Below are 15,352 nucleotides of genomic sequence, written 5' to 3' on the forward strand. Positions count from 1 at the left end.
CTTAAAGAAATGATGAAATCGAATCGTGCTTCCGAATGTCCATCATTTCAGCTAAACCCGGTTCAGTCCAATCTAGAGGATGTTCGTACTGAGGAACCACCTTTACTTTAGGCTGTCTTGGTTCAGCTACAGCAGCGCTTCGAGCAGCAACGGGTTTAGCGGGTCTGGGCTGCGCACTGCTTCTAGGAGCGTTTGGCGCAGACCTTCTGACGCTCTGTGGAGCCGTTTTTAGGGGTGAAGGAGCTGGAGGACGCGGGTGCAGGGCGGTGGACGCGGGTGCGGCATTCCGCTGAACTAGCGATCGCGAAGCAAGCTTCCCTTGGAACCGTGGTGTCGCTTTGGCGGGGCGGAGCTGACGCGCCAATAGCATTGAGGCTGCGCCACAACACACCACGACAGCCGCTAACAAACCAAAGGACGAAGCAGACTCTTGAGCTGAGTATTGCACTGGCGCTGGGGCTTGCACTACAACTTCAGATTGCGCTTGCTCTGTTTGAGGCGGCGAAACATCAATTTGCAGAATCCCTTTTAGCGAAATCCCAGAAATTAGCACCAGCACTAGCCAGGAACCTGTCCAAAACAAGATGGGATGGCGTTGGGTTAGATATAGGAGAAGGCGACAGGTGAAGCGGGTGGTGGCGATCGCTCGATTTAAAGATCGGGGCGTAGCCTTAGAAACCAAAGCCCGTGAATTGTCGTTTCGTTTTCCCATGACGGTGTTAAAGGGTGCAACGTAATTGATGCGTCAGATTCTACATTGAATAATTCTTTTTTGGCCAATTTTGCCAATTTTCAGTAGATTCTACGTTGAATAATTTTCCTTTTGGATTATTCTGCCGAATTCGATAGAAATGCAAACCTATCTAAAGAGAGACTCATCCCTACAAGATGAGCCGTAGATATTAGGGTTCATTCCCAATACACCGCGTTTTTAACCGCTCAGGATGATTTACCAGCCAATCGTAATTTTCCAGAAGAGCGATCCGATCGCAACCATGGCTAAATGTTGGGGTAGGAGCAGTGCGATCGCTTGGCGGGCGATTTTCTGCGTCAGGAAGACACTGAGCCAGAATGAGCCGACAATTGTTGCGGCTTGTAGAAAGGTGATCACAGCGGGATGAACGATCGCAACCGGCAGCGTTGCTAAAGACGCCTCTGGATTAAACGTTGCGACCGTCACCGGCAGTACTTGCCCGGCTTCAGTTAATCCGAGGCGCAGATAGTGAGCGAGACTACAGCCCAACACAAACGGCAGATATCCGTAAGCGAGTTCCAAAAAGGGACGGGACTTGGCATTGAAAACTTGCAGCAGGGCATGGGCGAGGAGTGCGATCGCGCCCGGAAGCAGCAACGCCAACACCGATACGCCTGCATGAATTCCAAAGTGATCTAAATAAAGATTCAGTCCAAACTGCTGCTCAATTTCTGGCAAGCGATGGAGAAACACCGCGCCCCATAGCAAAAAGAGCAAACAAAGTTCTGCATAGGTCGGTTTGTGCGTTGTCCAAAGTTCGATGCCGGGCGGACGCAGGTTGAGTTCGACGGATCGATGCGGACAAGCCTTGAGGCACGTCATGCACAAAACACAATCTCGATTATCTTGAAGCTGAGCTGGATGAGAATAGACCGGACATCCGCCTGTGTCCATGCCTTCTCCTTTTTGAGGTCCGCCTTTATAGCATTGATAGGTCGTACAGGTTGCCGAACAAATGCCTTGCTGAGCCCGCAATTCAATCATGGATAATTTGGCAAACATTCCATTCATGCCGCCGATGGGACAGAGATATCGACACCAAAATCGCCGCTCAAATAACAACGAAAAGGTAACGGCTCCAGCCGTGATTAATAAGAGCAAACAGCCCGATAAATAAGCCGTGTTCTCTAAATTCCACAGTTCTTCCCAGAGTAAAATCAGCGCAAACATGCCAAAGAGAAACCAACCGCCCCATTTCTCAGCCGGTTGTCGTGGCCACGGTAAAAGTCGCCTTGGAAACAGCCATAATGAAACTTTTTGTGCTAATTCTCCATAGATCATGAAGGGGCAAATCGAACACCAAAGCCGTCCTACAAAGGGAAAGCCAATCAGAATCAGCATCCACCACCACGCCCAAAACAGATTTAGGGCAATGTTGCGATCGCGGCTCTGCGGTCCCAGCATCAACACAGCCACCACGATCGCAAAACTCCCCAACACGAACCCGTAGTTGATCCGATCCGGCCACCACGGACTCCGCAGAAACTGCCGTAGCTTTGGATAAGCATTTAGAAGATTGATTCGGAACCGGCGGCTTTTCGCACTCGCTGACCAAAAGACCTCTTCCGTCAGTTCGCTCGCTTCTCCAGACTGCACCAGTGCCCGCTCAATCAGATTCTGTAACTCAGTTGAATTGCCCGGAAAATCGTATCCTTGCAGACGCCGCAACGCTTCTGGGGTGACAGTCGGTTTTGGCAGGCTCCGCGATCGCGAAAATAAGCTGAGATAATATTCCACCATCGCCGCGACATCTGCTTTTCGCACTCGCAACGGCGGAACTTTGATACTGTGAGCAATTTTTTTGCACCGCTCCAACTGAGGTAAAACCCGTTCAGAAATCATCATGATCCGAGCTTCAACCGGACGCGCCGATGCCGCTGGTTCTCCGTCTCGACTGACAGGAGTAAATTCTCCCGTGGATAGCATTTGCACCAGTTTCGCTTCTAGCTCTGGTGAAGCGTCTTCCAAATTATTTAGCAGAAGTGTGCCGCGACCGAGCCACTCCAAAAGTCCAGGTTTACCGCCTGCTCGACCAAACAATTCAGCCCCGTTCGCTTGCAGGGTATTGCAGTTCACTTTGATCAGGGGTTCTTTGCGATCGCTCGACCCAAAGTGAATCAACGCCGCCACATTGTCTTTTTCAAGTCCAGGTTCGCCAAAGATCAGCACTGAACCGCGATCTTTAGAGGCTTTTTTCATTTCCTGTCGCAGCCGCGTTGCATAGCGGCTTGACCCGACAATTCCTCGTCTCACCTTCGGTACAAGGTAGGGACGCAGGGCAGTCTGCCGTTCTCGCTCATACTCCAAGGCAGACGAAACTTGCTCTAACTCGGTGGCAAGCTGCCGTGAAACGGTTTGTCCAATTTCGGTATACTGCTGAGCCAGTTCGAGGAACCGCGATCGCTCAATCGTCCACAGCACACAGTCATTGAGCGCGATCGTGGTTTCTACGGCCAATTCATCGAGCAGTAGCTCTTTCAAATACATCACCGCTCCCGGAAGCAGCCCTGTTGCCCTTGCTTCACTGTTTTTGCTCGTGCGGTAACTCTCAATATGTCCACTGTAAAGAATATAGAGAGCTGCCGGAACAGTGTCCTCCAGCGTCAGGCGACAATTTTCTCCCACGGATTCTTCTTCAATCGCGGCTGCGATCGCAGCCAGCACGGCTTCCGGTAGCGTTCCCAGAGCTGTGTTTTGCTTCAGCCACACAACTCGCTCAGCGTAATCCACCATATTTAGATTCTTTACTAAGTGGCTAAATTGAATTACCAATCGACCTGCGATCGCTCATGCAACACTCGCCCAAACACCGCTTCTGTTTGCTGAGCCAGTTTAAACCAGTCAAAACGGCGTTCCAAGTCTTTGTAAGCATTGTTAACTAAGGATTGAGCATACTCGGGCTGCTTCAGCACCTCCAAAATACCTCGTGCTAATGAATCGGGGTCATTCACCCACGTCACAATTCCCGTTTGTTCGTGACGCACGACTTCTGGGAACCCACCTGTATTTGAGACAACAACCGGAACTCGTGCCGCAAAACTCTCTAATGCGACAATTCCAAAGGGTTCATACAAGCTTGGAAAAACAGCACAATCCGCGATCGTTTGAAAGCGATCTAATTCTTCATCGGGCATAAATCCGGTGAAGTAGCACTTCTCCCACAGCCCCCGCTCTCTAACCTGCTGTTGAAGATGGGCGGTCTGTCCGCCCCCAATTAACACAAACTTGACGTGATCATTCAGTTCTTGAAGGATCTTAGGAGCCGCTTGAATCAAGGTTGAAACGCCTTTCTCATGGCTCATTCGACCAACGTAATAAACGATTTTTTCATCATCTGCCGCAAACAAACGGCGAAAGGCTCTGTAATCAAACGCTGGGTTAATGTGTTTTTTTTCACGTCGAATGCCGTTGTACACCACATCGATTTTGTTCCAAGGCGTGTTGAGCGTCCGCTCCACTTCCCGGCGCATATAGTCGGTGCAAACAATCACCCGCCACGCCTCGTGAGTGAGATGCTTCTCACACTGATGCACGTAGCGCTGTGTGTCGGTGTGAATGCCATTGTGCCGCCCGTATTCAGTGGCATGAATCGTGGCGATCAGCGGAACTTTGAAATGGTATTTCAGCGCGATCGCGCTACTTCCAACCAGCCAATCGTGGGCATGAATGACATCAAACGGCCCTTCTTCTAAAATGAGTTTACCGCCGTGAGAGCCTAAGCTCTCATTCATGTTGCCGACCCAATGAAAGAAGTCGCGTGCTGGTGCTACGGGCAATCGGTGAACCTTTATCCCGTCCACAACTTCGTAGTGGGGAGCTTGCCCAAACTCCACTGTCATCAGGTGAACCTCATGCCCCAACCTGACCAATTCTGGGTAGAGTTCCGCGACATGACGGGCAATCCCGCCCACAATGCGGGGTGGAAATTCCCAGGTTAAGACCAATACTTTCATTTGCCCTGACCCACAGCGTCACCTCATCACTGTTCTTATCTTTACAGAAACACGGAGGCTCCCTCGACTCCGGACTATTCCCCAGTCTTAGTTGAATACGGTACAGCAATTTGAAGGAGCCATGCGGTGCGGAGTATACCGTCATACCTTGTTCAAGAGAATCAACAGAGTTGGTCCAGCAGAGTATGCCAAAACGAAAACTTTAGAAATTCTTTAGAAGGTTGCAAGGGATACGCTACCCTATATGTTAGGAATTGAATCGAGGTGAATTGTTTCAGCTCAGGCAAACGGTTGCATGGGAGTCACAAAGTCTCTGTAGTTTTTAAGTCTCTGTAGTTTTTTAGGGTGGCATCCTATCCTACTCGCAGGGAATCTAACCTTTCTTCTGCACTGAGCCTAGAAGCAGAACATCGTCAAATCTCAATTCTTCCTGGTCCTACAGCAAATTGTTCCACTAATTTGCCCTATCGGTTAAGCGTACTCCTGAAAGATGCTGGCACCTTCTGATAAGTTTACAAATACTGAAGTGCCCTTACAGATTCTCCTGTTTGTCGATCAGCGTCCCAATTCTAAAGAACAAATCCGGCAGATTCGGTCGTTTTTCAAGAAGCGAGAGTCCGACAATCGGTTTGAGCTTCAGATTGTCGATGTTGGTGAGCAGCCGTATTTGGCAGAGCATTTTCGATTAGTGGCAACTCCTGCTCTGATTAAAATTCATCCTGAGCCTCGACAAATTTTGACGGGTAGCGATTTGGTCGCTCAGTTAGAGCGGTGGTGGTCGCGGTGGCAACGAGCGGCAGAAGAATTTTTGTTGGAGGAAGACGCGATCGCAAAATCAGCTAAAGTTGATGCGTCCAAAACGACTGGCGTTCGATCGGTGATTCAATCGGCAGAGTTGTTAAAACTCTCAGATGAGGTTTTCCGGCTGAATCAAGAGCGTGAAGAGTTGAAATTGCAGCTTCAGTTTAAAGACCAAATTATCGCGATGTTGGCGCACGATCTTCGTAATCCTCTCACCGCTGCCTCGATCGCCGTGGAAACCCTCGAAATCGGTCACAAATCTGGCGATCGCCAGTCCTCACGCTTCACGCCTGTCCTAATCCTGCAGTTGTTAAACCATGCGCGATCGCAGCTTCGCACAATCGATCGGATGATTACTGACATTCTGCAAGCGGCGAAAGGCTCTAGCGCAGAACTACACATCCAGCCTCAGAAGCTTGATTTAGGCGCAATGTGCCGGGAAGCATTAGACAGCTTGCACGCTCGATCGCAAGCTAAGCATCTGAAAGTAAATACTGATATTCCAAATGATCTGCCGTTCGTTTACGCCGACCCCGAACGCGTTCGGCAAGTCTTCGTCAACATTTTGGACAACGCAATCAAATACACGCCAACTAATGGCGCAATTCACGTCTCCATTTTGCATCGCACGACCCAGAAGGTGCAAGTCAGCATTTGCGACTCTGGGCCTGGCATTCCTGAAGACAATCGAGAGCGCATTTTTGAAGATCATTTCCGGCTTCAGCGCGACCAAGCACAAGACGGATATGGAATTGGTCTTTCCCTGTGCCAACGCATAGTGCGATCGCACTATGGGCAAATTTGGGTGGATTCCACGCCAAATCAAGGGAGTTGTTTTCACTTCACATTGCCTGTCTTTCGACTGCAACAGCAATTAATCGACGGATTTAAGTTGTGAAACAACTCTTTCACAGAGCTAAATAGGAGGCTATTAATGCAAAGGTGGTTTGGTGCATGATTGGACTTCAAGCCACTTTATCTTGCTATCTATCAGCACTATACCGAACTTTAAAGCATTCACTTTGCAGAGTATTGAAGAGCAAGCTGCTTGGGTTAGATCAGAAGATTTGCGGAGTTCACCTTTCGTTTCCGTAGTTGTACTGTACGGAGACTAAGATGATTAACCAAGTACTGATTGATGAACTAGGTTTACCTTATGAATTGCCGTCAATGATGGCTGCGTAAGTTTTTGAAAACGGATGCATTTGTCTTTTTGCTTTAATAGAATCTTGCAGCGAGATCGCTGACCATATCTTATCTTCACAGTTACTTCACTCAAGAAAAAGCACATTGAGGCGCTCATACCCTTTAAGCCCAGATGTCAAATAGATCACTAATTACGCGATCGCTTACTGAGTTTTTACTATCTCTCTCTAGCCGCTGAAATCCTGCTCGTTCTACCTTGTAGCATGATGCACATCGGTTCCACTACAGCACTGTATACGCCGTACATTATCTGTTCTCGAAAAGCAGATTAAAGCTGGAACAGTTTAGTAAATTCAATTTCGCTATAAGGCTTGGCGCAAGTTGTGTCAGTATTGCGCTTTTCTATTTAGTGTTATTAAACACAAGAATTTTTTCGGGTACTTTTCGAGCTGATTCTTGACCTTCTCTAGTTGATAAATCTTAGTGGCTTAGGGGAATGCTTAAGGTGCATCTAAACTTCAAGGAATTTCAGTCTACGGATATGCTGTAGCTAATAAATTGCTTGTCTACTTCACCATTTCCTTACTTTGATTCCATCATTATTAAGCCACTTAAATCTAGTGTAATTACGGTACTAATTCAAAAGCGGCTCACCTATAACTATCATTGAGTCAGTCATGAAGTAATTGCTAAAAACCATCTCATACTGGTTTTAATCCTAAGCTCAGCACCTTAACCTTCACGAAGTTGATTCAGCAATATAGCTGATCTAGCCAACTTCTGAAAAATGTTAGTTTCGAGCAATAGGGGAGTATTTACCGATTGATCAGCCTTGAACATGACCAGTCAAGAGCAGTTTTTTAGCGAATTACTATTAATAGAATCTAGTAATAGAACCTAGTCTGCCTATCCACCTGCCGCGTAAAGGAACCGCTGAAATCGATGAAGTACGATTCCTTAGAGTATCAGCCTAAAGCCGCCGAAGTTAGTGTCTATGAGTGTGAAGTCCATCTTAAGTTTCGGCTTATTGAGGAGAAGGGAGTCCTTCAGGATCGTGAACAGCTTTTAGAGATGCTCATTGATGCCTTTTCGTGCGGCAGCGATGAATATATGGAGCCAATGCAGGTACAGGTGAACGCAGAAGAAATTTCTGAACTCGAAGCTTCGCCTCAAATGCGCCGTCAACTCATTCGACTGCGTAATTCAAACGATTAAAGCAAAAGACTACGAGGGGATGCCCCAAGCGCTCTTTGTAGAAATAGATGAACTTGCATAACGGGGATGCCATTAATTCTGTCTCTGCTTACTGAACCGTAAACGAGGCATCACTAATTGAACGATCGTTAAGTCGCATCCGCACCGTCCAGGTTCCAGGAATTGCTGTTGTACCGATTGGATAGTGACAGTAAGTATTCCAAAGGGCAGTGCGAATCTCTTGCGTTTCGTAGCGGTTTTGTTTCACGATCTGCTGATTTGGATCAATCCACTCACAAGAGAGCGATAGCTTCTGCCCAATCGGAGCGTCTTTTAACACAACACGATAGTAGAGATCGGGATTCGATTGGCGAGAAACGGTCTGCACATCGCTACCATCCGCTTGCAGGGTAATACGATCGCGCTGTACAGACACTCGATTTAGGATCTGTTGTTGGTGATTCAAGAAATAGAGGATTGACGCGATCGCTACAACGATGATAGCGGCAACACCTCCAACTATCCAACGATTTCGACGCTGCTCTACTTGCAACGATTGCCGTCGCCGTACCTGTATCAGAGATTCCTCTAACAACTCTGGCGGCAAGTTCAACTCTTGAAGAATTTGTCGAACTTCGTCTGCGTCCAGTTCATCTTGCCGCTTGTTGGAGATGCGCTGGGCCTCTGCAACAATCTGGGTTAACTGTTCCTGCGTGAGTTTCTGCATCGTTGCCTCCAACCTTCATCGGAGTGTGGACACGTCAATCCTGACATGCGATCGCCATTTACAACAATTAGCACGGCTCTGCTCTTCAACCCTTAGCCAGTTGCTTTGGTTCTAAGGTGGTACCTTCTAGGCTGACAGAAGATTACTCCGGTCGGTGCTAAGTCGGATGTGTCGCTAAGTCATCTAAAGCGAGGCATCGAAAAATGCCGTTGCTGCATACACCCCGTCTAAACCTGTGCCCTTGTCAGCTTAGGGATTTTGATAGCGATTAGCACAACGGCCCATCAACTTTTTATTCAACCCACTCAGTACTCAACTAATGTCACGATCGGCACATCCGGTAGCCGTTGACGCCCGTTGAGATCTTTCAACTCGATCACAAACGCACATCCAACTAATTGACATCCAATATTTTGAATTAACTTTGCTGTTGCTCCTGCCGTTCCCCCTGTCGCAATCAGATCATCCACAATCAGGATTCGGCAGCCCGACTTGAAAGCATCTTTATGCATTTCTAAGCAATCCGTTCCATACTCCAACTCATATTCCACCTGATGAACGGGTGCTGGCAGCTTCCCTGGTTTACGAACGGGGACAAATCCAATCCCCATTTTGTACGCTAAAGGCGTTCCCACAATAAACCCGCGTGACTCCATTCCCACAACATAGTCAGGAGCTAAATCTGCGCACTTCTCAGCCAGCAAATCGATTGTGTATCTCAACCCTTCTGGATTTTGTAGCAGCGTCGTAATGTCTTTAAACAGAATTCCAGGTTTAGGAAAATCGGGAATCTCACGAATCAAAGCCTTTAAATCCATAAGTGTTAAACCTACAGCACTGTTCAAAGAGGGGTACGGGTTGGGTTATCGCACAAATTAGCACGCTTGTCACGATAATTTGTTACTTATGGTCACTGAAAGGTTCTTGCCTCTCTAAGTGATCCAAATCTGGATCACTCAAATTTGAGTGATCCAAATTCGAGCGATCCAGAAATGCAATGCCCGATTGCGTTCAGGGTCGGAGGTTTCAACAAGCTGCCAATCATTAAGGAGTCATTAAGTGAGCCCGGTGGCTCCTTGAAGTTTGAACGCGATCGCGCCAACTAGCACGACGAAACCGAGCGCTCTCCGAAAATAGTTAACCCCTTGAAAAACCTCCTGCCATGCCCATGTGAACAAGGAACCAAACGCGACTAAATCTAATCCGGCCTGGATTTTGCCGCTGGTCACTAGAAATTGGAGTAAGCTTGCTGTCCCCCAAACCAAAATTGGCAGGTTTGGTATCTGTGCCAGAACAATCTTGCCCTCACTGTCTCGAAAGGTGCGATCGAACAAAGTATTTTCCATAGGTTTAGGTATCTCAACATCGCTATTTATTTCTGGCTGCATCAGCCCTGCTTGAAATTCTACTTGTACATGCAGTTTGATTGCGATATTTGTCGCTGCAAAATTGATTTTTTCTAGGTTTTGATCGGGGTGTTATAAGCTGAAAGCATGAACGCTTTGCTAAATAGTTGTTGAATGTCCAAGTACAAGTAATGACCCTCGCTAAACATCTTAAAAAGCAACGAATAAAGCATATTATTAGCAGCTATCAACTGAATGGATCAGAGGTTGAAGCTTGCGAAAATGAGCTAGATCAACTGCTAGAGCGGTATCCTTCTGCCTGGATTGAGTTAGCCTTAGCCGATGAGATCGCGCACCATTGGGCAGCAATTCCGATGCCACGCGGACTCGCATTCTTCAATCACGTTCACGAGTCACTTCAGCAGTGGGAACGTACCGGAATTTTCAGCCCTCTCAGTCCTGACGATTTTCAACACATTACTGGACTGAACCCCAGTTCAATCTTTGAACCCTTTGATCCGCCTCCACCCTCGATGGTTCGTCCTCATTGAGGATAGTCCTCTCTAAAAACCGTGAGTAATGATATGAACCTTTCTTCGCCGCGATCTGTCTAATTTCATATCATCTGCGGAGAATGCATCAGTGGTAGCGGATACAATGCGCTTTGCAAGGTTCCAAGAGCAATCAACTCTTTTAGAGCCACAACGCGACGTTCAGAGGAGTGCGGTGCAAGCTAGCGATGACCAAGCCAGAAACTCCGAGCTTTCGGACAACGTGCTGATCCGGCAATGTGTCGCTGGCAACGCGAACAGCTTTCGTTGGTTGTATCAACGTTATCATCAGAAAGTCAGGGCGCTGCTTTATCAGCTTTGCGATACAGCCACCCTTGATGATTTGGTGCAAGAAGTGTTTTTGCGGGCTTGGAAGGGACTGCCGAAATTTCGGCAATCTTCTCAGTTCTCCACCTGGCTGTACCGCATCGCTTGGAATGTCGCTTCAGACCAAAGGCAACTATTAGCAAAGGGGCGATCGCGCTTCGACTCCCTGAAGCAACAGAGCCAGACTCAGCAAGACGCGCCAGACTTGATGCATCTCCACTACCAGGACGTCGTACAGCGAGGCTTGCACCACCTTAGCTTCGAGCATCGCACCATTTTAGTGATGCATGATTTAGAAGACATTGCCCAAAAAGAAATTTCAGATATTTTAGGGATTCCTTTAGGCACGGTGAAATCTCGTCTATTCCACGCTCGCGCTGCTATGCGCCAATTTTTACATCGTGAAGGAGTTCAACTATGACTCATAAACCTCCAGATGATCCAGAGTTAGTCTCGTTTCTCAAGCACCATCGCCCGCTGCCACCGCCTGCGTCTATTTCGCTAGAAGAGCGAATTATGCAGGCAACTCAAGAGAGCCAAGCAAAGCGAGTTGTGCGTCCGATTCGGTGGTGGGCAACATCAGGAGCCGTGGCGGCTGGATTAGTGGTGGCTGTGGCAGCTTACCAAGCCTCACAGCCTGCTCCTACGGATGTCGCTAGCTTAGAAGCGTTTATGGAAAATAGCTGGTTGAATTCGGTATCTGACGTTTCCTCTAATGCCAACGATCGCTCGGCTCAAGAGTTTCTAGCCTTGGTCGAACCGTTGACTGATAATTAATTGGATAAGGAGAGTTCCATGATTCGTCGCATGTCTGCGATCGCTGCTTTAATCGCCGTTTTAGGAGGTGCGATTGCCTTTCGAGCCACAACCCAAGCCGACGCTTCAAAATTAGCCGATTTTTCCGCCGAGCATCTTTTTGCCCAAGCGGAGCCAGAGCGACCCGAAAAACGTCCTGGGATGGGTTGGCTAAAAGAACTCAATCTGTCGGCAGATCAGATGCAGCAGATTCGAGCGGTGCGGGAGAAGTACCGCGATCGCATCCGCACGAGTAAACAGTCAGAACGTCAAGCTCAGCAAGAGCTGCGGAGCTTGATGGGCGGTGACGCGTCTAAAGAGCAACTCCAGGAAAAGTATCGACAAGTCAAAACCTTACGAGAACAGGTTGCCGATGCTCAATTTGAAAGTATGTTAGCCATGCGAGATATACTGACCGTCGAGCAACGTCAGAAGTTTGCAGAACGCATGAAGAAGCAGCGCGATAACCGAGGACGTATGGAAGAGCGCGTTCGGGAGTAAAGGTGAAATTTTTCTATTTGCACGGATTTGCTTCTAGTCCTCAATCGGCAAAAGCCCAAGATTTGCGCACCCAGTTTGCAACCTTCCGCAGGAATCGCTTCACCTCGGAAGACATCATCTTACAGATTCCCGATCTCAATCAGAATGACTTCACGCACCTAACGCTGAGCCGCCAACTGCAACAAGTTAGAGCCATCCTTCCAGCATCGTCCACCACTATCATTGGTTCAAGCTTTGGAGGATTGACCGCCGCATGGCTTGGAGAGTCTTGTCCCCAAGTTGAACGGCTTGTTCTACTTGCCCCTGCATTTCGCTATCTAGAGCATTGGTTGCCCACGATCGGAGCTGCTCAACTTCAACAATGGCAAGCCGGGCAGCCCCTACTGGTTTATCATCACGGGGAAGGTCGCCTTTTACCCTTGGACTATCAAATTGTCAGTGATCTCCAACAATACAACGAAGCAAATCTACGAAAACCAGTGCCGACGTTAATTCTGCACGGACTTGAGGATGAGGTGATCCCCGTGCAGGTCAGTCGCGATTATGCCCGCGATCGCGCATGGGTCAATCTGGTCGAATTGGACAGCAACCACGCGCTGATCGACCAAAGCAGCAGAATTTGGCAAGAAATCTGTCAATTTTGTTTTCACTAGATTAATATTTATGTACTACTCAATTTAGAGTTAGACACTAGCAAGACCGAAATCTGGGGACGTTAAACACCATTTTTTTCAGAATGTCCCCGATTGATGTATTTACTTTACTTATGTCTGATAAAAACAAGTGATTTTACTCAGTCATTTCTGGATAAATTGACTAAGATTATTGCTTCAAAATGCTCATGTTCCAGCGATCGCAGCGCTGCGATCGCTGGAATGCCTTTACTGGTGGCGCTTTCAATGTATCGGTAAATACGTTAGAGAACGAAATTTGCAGAATTTGAGAGTTTAGGTGATTATCTATCTTGCAAGTGACAACTTCAGAAGAGAATTTCGCTATGTTTGAAAGATAGCGAAATTTATTTCTAAATTCTGATATTGTCCGAACGCTGGTTTAATTCATCCGGCAAGGCATGTCCAGGTTAATCTTTCCAAGGAACTCTTACTATGGAACCTGAATTGAAACAAGTGGAGTATTCAGACAACTCCCCCACTAGTGTCGCTGAGCCTACGACTCCTGCCATTAACCTAGAAGACGCAGGTTCCTTAGCGACAGTCTCTCCTGAGCAAAACGAGCAATGGCGTCAAGTAGGCGAAAAAGCTTACACGATCTTGTCTGCGCTGCCAGAGTATCTAGGAGCGTTTTTCTCGGAATATCGCAAGCCTCTTGTAACGGTGGGTTTAGTTTTCGGATCGATCGTTTCCGTGAAGCTCACCTTAGCCCTCTTGAGTGCAATTAACGATGTTCCCCTTCTGCAACCTACCTTTGAACTGGTTGGGTTAGGATACACCGCTTGGTTTGTTTATCGCTATCTTCTGAAAGCTTCTAATCGTCAAGAACTGGGTCAAGAGTTTGACAAACTTAAGAACCAAGTTGTTGGTAATGAGTAGTCTTTCACCTCTGATATCTTCATCTCGGTGATATGAAATGCTGAAAGGGACGCTTTTTGCGTCCCTTTCTTCGTGTATGACAAGGTTTTTGCGATACAGAACTCAGGTGAGCAATCCTCTGAACTTCGCGATCGCTTTCAGCTCCTTTCTATGCCAATAAGAACCACGATCTAAAATAGGAAATCTTCTATCCCTTTATGCCGCCCTCCATTGTCTCGCCTCATCGTCCTTTCCTCGCTTGACCTTTGACCCAACTTCCTTCATATTCAGTGAATAGATATCTACCAATTTCCTGATTTCTCTACCAGGAAAACGTAACGCTTTATCACAGTCAGACACAGCAGAATCATAAATTGAGTCTGTAGTCATAATTTAGTATTCATTGTTAGGGCGAGTTATGCGACTGAGAGTTCTAGGAGCCATTGGGATCAGTGTAATGATGGCACTGCCTGCTCAAGCACAAGTTACAGAAGTGCAGGTAGGACGAGCGGTAGAAGCCCTTCGCCAAGCCTCAAAGCCAGATAAACCGACTCCCAATCTATATAGCGATTGGCAGGTTGAACCCGCTAACATCGGTCGGTGGTCAAGGCTATGCACAGGACGAGAAGTGACGCCGCTCCAGTTTCAGAATAGTCCTGCAACAGCGCGATCGTTGGTGACATGCGTTGTCCGCGATGTGCTGAAGCAGGAATACAAGGCGAGCCGCAATAATGAATCGCTAGCAGTTCAGCGCCTAGCCGCGTGGTGGCTGACGGGTGATTCTAATCGATACAACAGCCCTGAAGCGTCGCCTTATGTAAAGAAGGTGAGTAGTGCTTACCAGTCCGTAGGGCCGATCGCGGCTGTTCGCAGCCCAGAAACTCCTGCCAAGCCAACCAGTCCAGCCGCGCCCACAACTCCTGACTCAGCGCCGAAGGTTACACCAGAAAAGCAGACAACGTTCTACGATCGCTATATGCAAGCGGGCTATGCTGCTACCCAGAAGAAGGACATGCAGACTGCTATGCTCTACTTCAAACGAGCCTTAGATGAACGTCCACAAGATACCTTTGCATCTCAAGCAATTCGGAACTTGGAGGCAGCCAGCAAGCCCAACCGCGCCACAAATCCTGCCCCTGCTAAGACTGAGCCTGTGAAACGCTAAACTCAGCGTGACTGCGTTTAAATTCTGTTGCCTTTCCACACTGACTCTATTTTTGGCTGAGAGATTGATCTATGAATCCGTTCTTGAAACTTCTGGTCGCAGGCGCATTTCTAGCCTACAGTCCTTCTGCGCTGGCCGTGGAGTGGACTAAAATTACTGAGAATTCTGTTAACGATAAGTTCTTTGTCGATGTCAGTTCGATTGAGCGTAACGATCCGTATGTTTGGTACTGGGAGTATCGAGAGTTTCCAGGGCCTAACAATGCGCTGTTAGACACGACGGTAGAGCAGCCCATTTACGGAGCGGTTATGCGCTGGTCAGTCGATTGTGCGAGTAAGACGCAGCGGCTACGAAAGGTGAATGCCTACACCAAAAATCGGCAGTTGATCCAAAAGTTTGATTATGGGGATAGTGGTGCGCTCAGCCAGCCAAAACGGGGAAGCAGCGCCTTTACGGTAGTGAACTATGTTTGTAGTCCAGAGACAAACGCTGCTCAAACTAAACCAACTCAGCCTTAGAGGATGTTTGAGAAGTCTGGTAAACAGTAAAAAAGCTCACTCAGT

16 protein-coding genes are annotated in these 15,352 nt (G+C 47.8%); 10 read left to right on the forward strand and 6 right to left on the reverse strand.

Annotated elements, in window-relative coordinates; all coding sequences use genetic code 11:
* Position 1: 1 nt before the first annotated feature.
* From AC5JLB_RS26050 to AC5JLB_RS26060, 3 genes are all read right to left on the reverse strand, one after another.
* Complete coding sequence (locus AC5JLB_RS26050) at positions 2 to 712, reverse strand: hypothetical protein (RefSeq protein ID WP_495876743.1); 711 nt, start codon at positions 710 to 712, stop codon at positions 2 to 4.
* Between the two features lie 237 nt (positions 713 to 949).
* Positions 950 to 3,487: a sigma 54-interacting transcriptional regulator gene (locus AC5JLB_RS26055; RefSeq protein ID WP_495876744.1), complete on the reverse strand. Its 2,538-nt coding sequence runs from the start codon at positions 3,485 to 3,487 to the stop codon at positions 950 to 952.
* A 32-nt stretch (positions 3,488 to 3,519) separates the two neighbouring features.
* A complete protein-coding gene (locus tag AC5JLB_RS26060) occupies positions 3,520 to 4,707 on the reverse strand; it encodes a glycosyltransferase family 4 protein (RefSeq protein ID WP_495876745.1) in 1,188 nt (395 codons plus the stop codon).
* 490 nt (positions 4,708 to 5,197) lie between these two features.
* Here AC5JLB_RS26060 and AC5JLB_RS26065 point away from each other — a divergent pair, with 490 nt between their 5' ends.
* Entirely contained in the window at positions 5,198 to 6,406 is a 1,209-nt protein-coding gene (locus tag AC5JLB_RS26065; RefSeq protein WP_495876746.1) for a histidine kinase, read from the forward strand.
* A gap of 1,190 nt (positions 6,407 to 7,596) precedes the next feature.
* Entirely contained in the window at positions 7,597 to 7,869 is a 273-nt protein-coding gene (locus AC5JLB_RS26070; protein ID WP_495876747.1) for an Npun_R1517 family heterocyst differentiation transcriptional regulator, read from the forward strand.
* An 88-nt stretch (positions 7,870 to 7,957) separates the two neighbouring features.
* On the opposite strand, the gene AC5JLB_RS26075 is transcribed toward AC5JLB_RS26070, so the two are convergent.
* The 3 genes from AC5JLB_RS26075 to AC5JLB_RS26085 all read right to left on the reverse strand — a co-directional run bounded on the left by AC5JLB_RS26075 (position 7,958) and on the right by AC5JLB_RS26085 (position 9,921).
* Positions 7,958 to 8,575 carry a DUF3859 domain-containing protein gene (locus AC5JLB_RS26075; protein WP_495876748.1) on the reverse strand — a complete coding sequence of 206 codons (618 nt, stop codon included), beginning with the start codon at positions 8,573 to 8,575 and terminating at the stop codon, positions 7,958 to 7,960.
* 305 nt (positions 8,576 to 8,880) lie between these two features.
* A complete protein-coding gene (locus AC5JLB_RS26080) occupies positions 8,881 to 9,393 on the reverse strand; it encodes an adenine phosphoribosyltransferase (protein WP_495876749.1) in 513 nt (170 codons plus the stop codon).
* 237 nt (positions 9,394 to 9,630) lie between these two features.
* Positions 9,631 to 9,921 carry a hypothetical protein gene (locus AC5JLB_RS26085; RefSeq protein WP_495876750.1) on the reverse strand — a complete coding sequence of 97 codons (291 nt, stop codon included), beginning with the start codon at positions 9,919 to 9,921 and terminating at the stop codon, positions 9,631 to 9,633.
* Positions 9,922 to 10,112: 191 nt separating this feature from the next.
* Between AC5JLB_RS26085 and AC5JLB_RS26090 the strand changes: the two genes are divergently transcribed.
* The 8 genes from AC5JLB_RS26090 to AC5JLB_RS26125 all read left to right on the forward strand — a co-directional run bounded on the left by AC5JLB_RS26090 (position 10,113) and on the right by AC5JLB_RS26125 (position 15,307).
* Positions 10,113 to 10,472 carry a hypothetical protein gene (locus AC5JLB_RS26090; protein WP_495876751.1) on the forward strand — a complete coding sequence of 120 codons (360 nt, stop codon included), beginning with the start codon at positions 10,113 to 10,115 and terminating at the stop codon, positions 10,470 to 10,472.
* A 91-nt stretch (positions 10,473 to 10,563) separates the two neighbouring features.
* Complete coding sequence (locus AC5JLB_RS26095; RefSeq protein ID WP_495876752.1) at positions 10,564 to 11,220, forward strand: sigma-70 family RNA polymerase sigma factor; 657 nt, start codon at positions 10,564 to 10,566, stop codon at positions 11,218 to 11,220.
* Positions 11,217 to 11,576, forward strand: coding sequence for a hypothetical protein (locus tag AC5JLB_RS26100; RefSeq protein WP_495876753.1), 360 nt, complete (start codon positions 11,217 to 11,219; stop codon positions 11,574 to 11,576). Before AC5JLB_RS26095 ends, AC5JLB_RS26100 begins: the two co-directional genes overlap by 4 nt.
* Before the next feature lie 18 nt (positions 11,577 to 11,594).
* Entirely contained in the window at positions 11,595 to 12,095 is a 501-nt protein-coding gene (locus tag AC5JLB_RS26105; protein WP_495876754.1) for a Spy/CpxP family protein refolding chaperone, read from the forward strand.
* Positions 12,096 to 12,097: 2 nt separating this feature from the next.
* Positions 12,098 to 12,748 carry a YqiA/YcfP family alpha/beta fold hydrolase gene (locus AC5JLB_RS26110; RefSeq protein WP_495876755.1) on the forward strand — a complete coding sequence of 217 codons (651 nt, stop codon included), beginning with the start codon at positions 12,098 to 12,100 and terminating at the stop codon, positions 12,746 to 12,748.
* A gap of 453 nt (positions 12,749 to 13,201) precedes the next feature.
* Positions 13,202 to 13,645 carry a CAAD domain-containing protein gene (locus tag AC5JLB_RS26115; protein WP_495876756.1) on the forward strand — a complete coding sequence of 148 codons (444 nt, stop codon included), beginning with the start codon at positions 13,202 to 13,204 and terminating at the stop codon, positions 13,643 to 13,645.
* A 397-nt stretch (positions 13,646 to 14,042) separates the two neighbouring features.
* Positions 14,043 to 14,789, forward strand: coding sequence for a hypothetical protein (locus AC5JLB_RS26120; RefSeq protein ID WP_495876757.1), 747 nt, complete (start codon positions 14,043 to 14,045; stop codon positions 14,787 to 14,789).
* Positions 14,790 to 14,860: 71 nt separating this feature from the next.
* The gene (locus AC5JLB_RS26125) at positions 14,861 to 15,307 is read left to right on the forward strand and encodes a surface-adhesin E family protein (RefSeq protein WP_495876758.1); all 447 of its coding nucleotides are present in this window, start codon (positions 14,861 to 14,863) and stop codon (positions 15,305 to 15,307) included.
* Positions 15,308 to 15,352 lie beyond the last annotated feature (45 nt).

It is taken from the genome of Myxacorys chilensis (assembly GCF_059505265.1).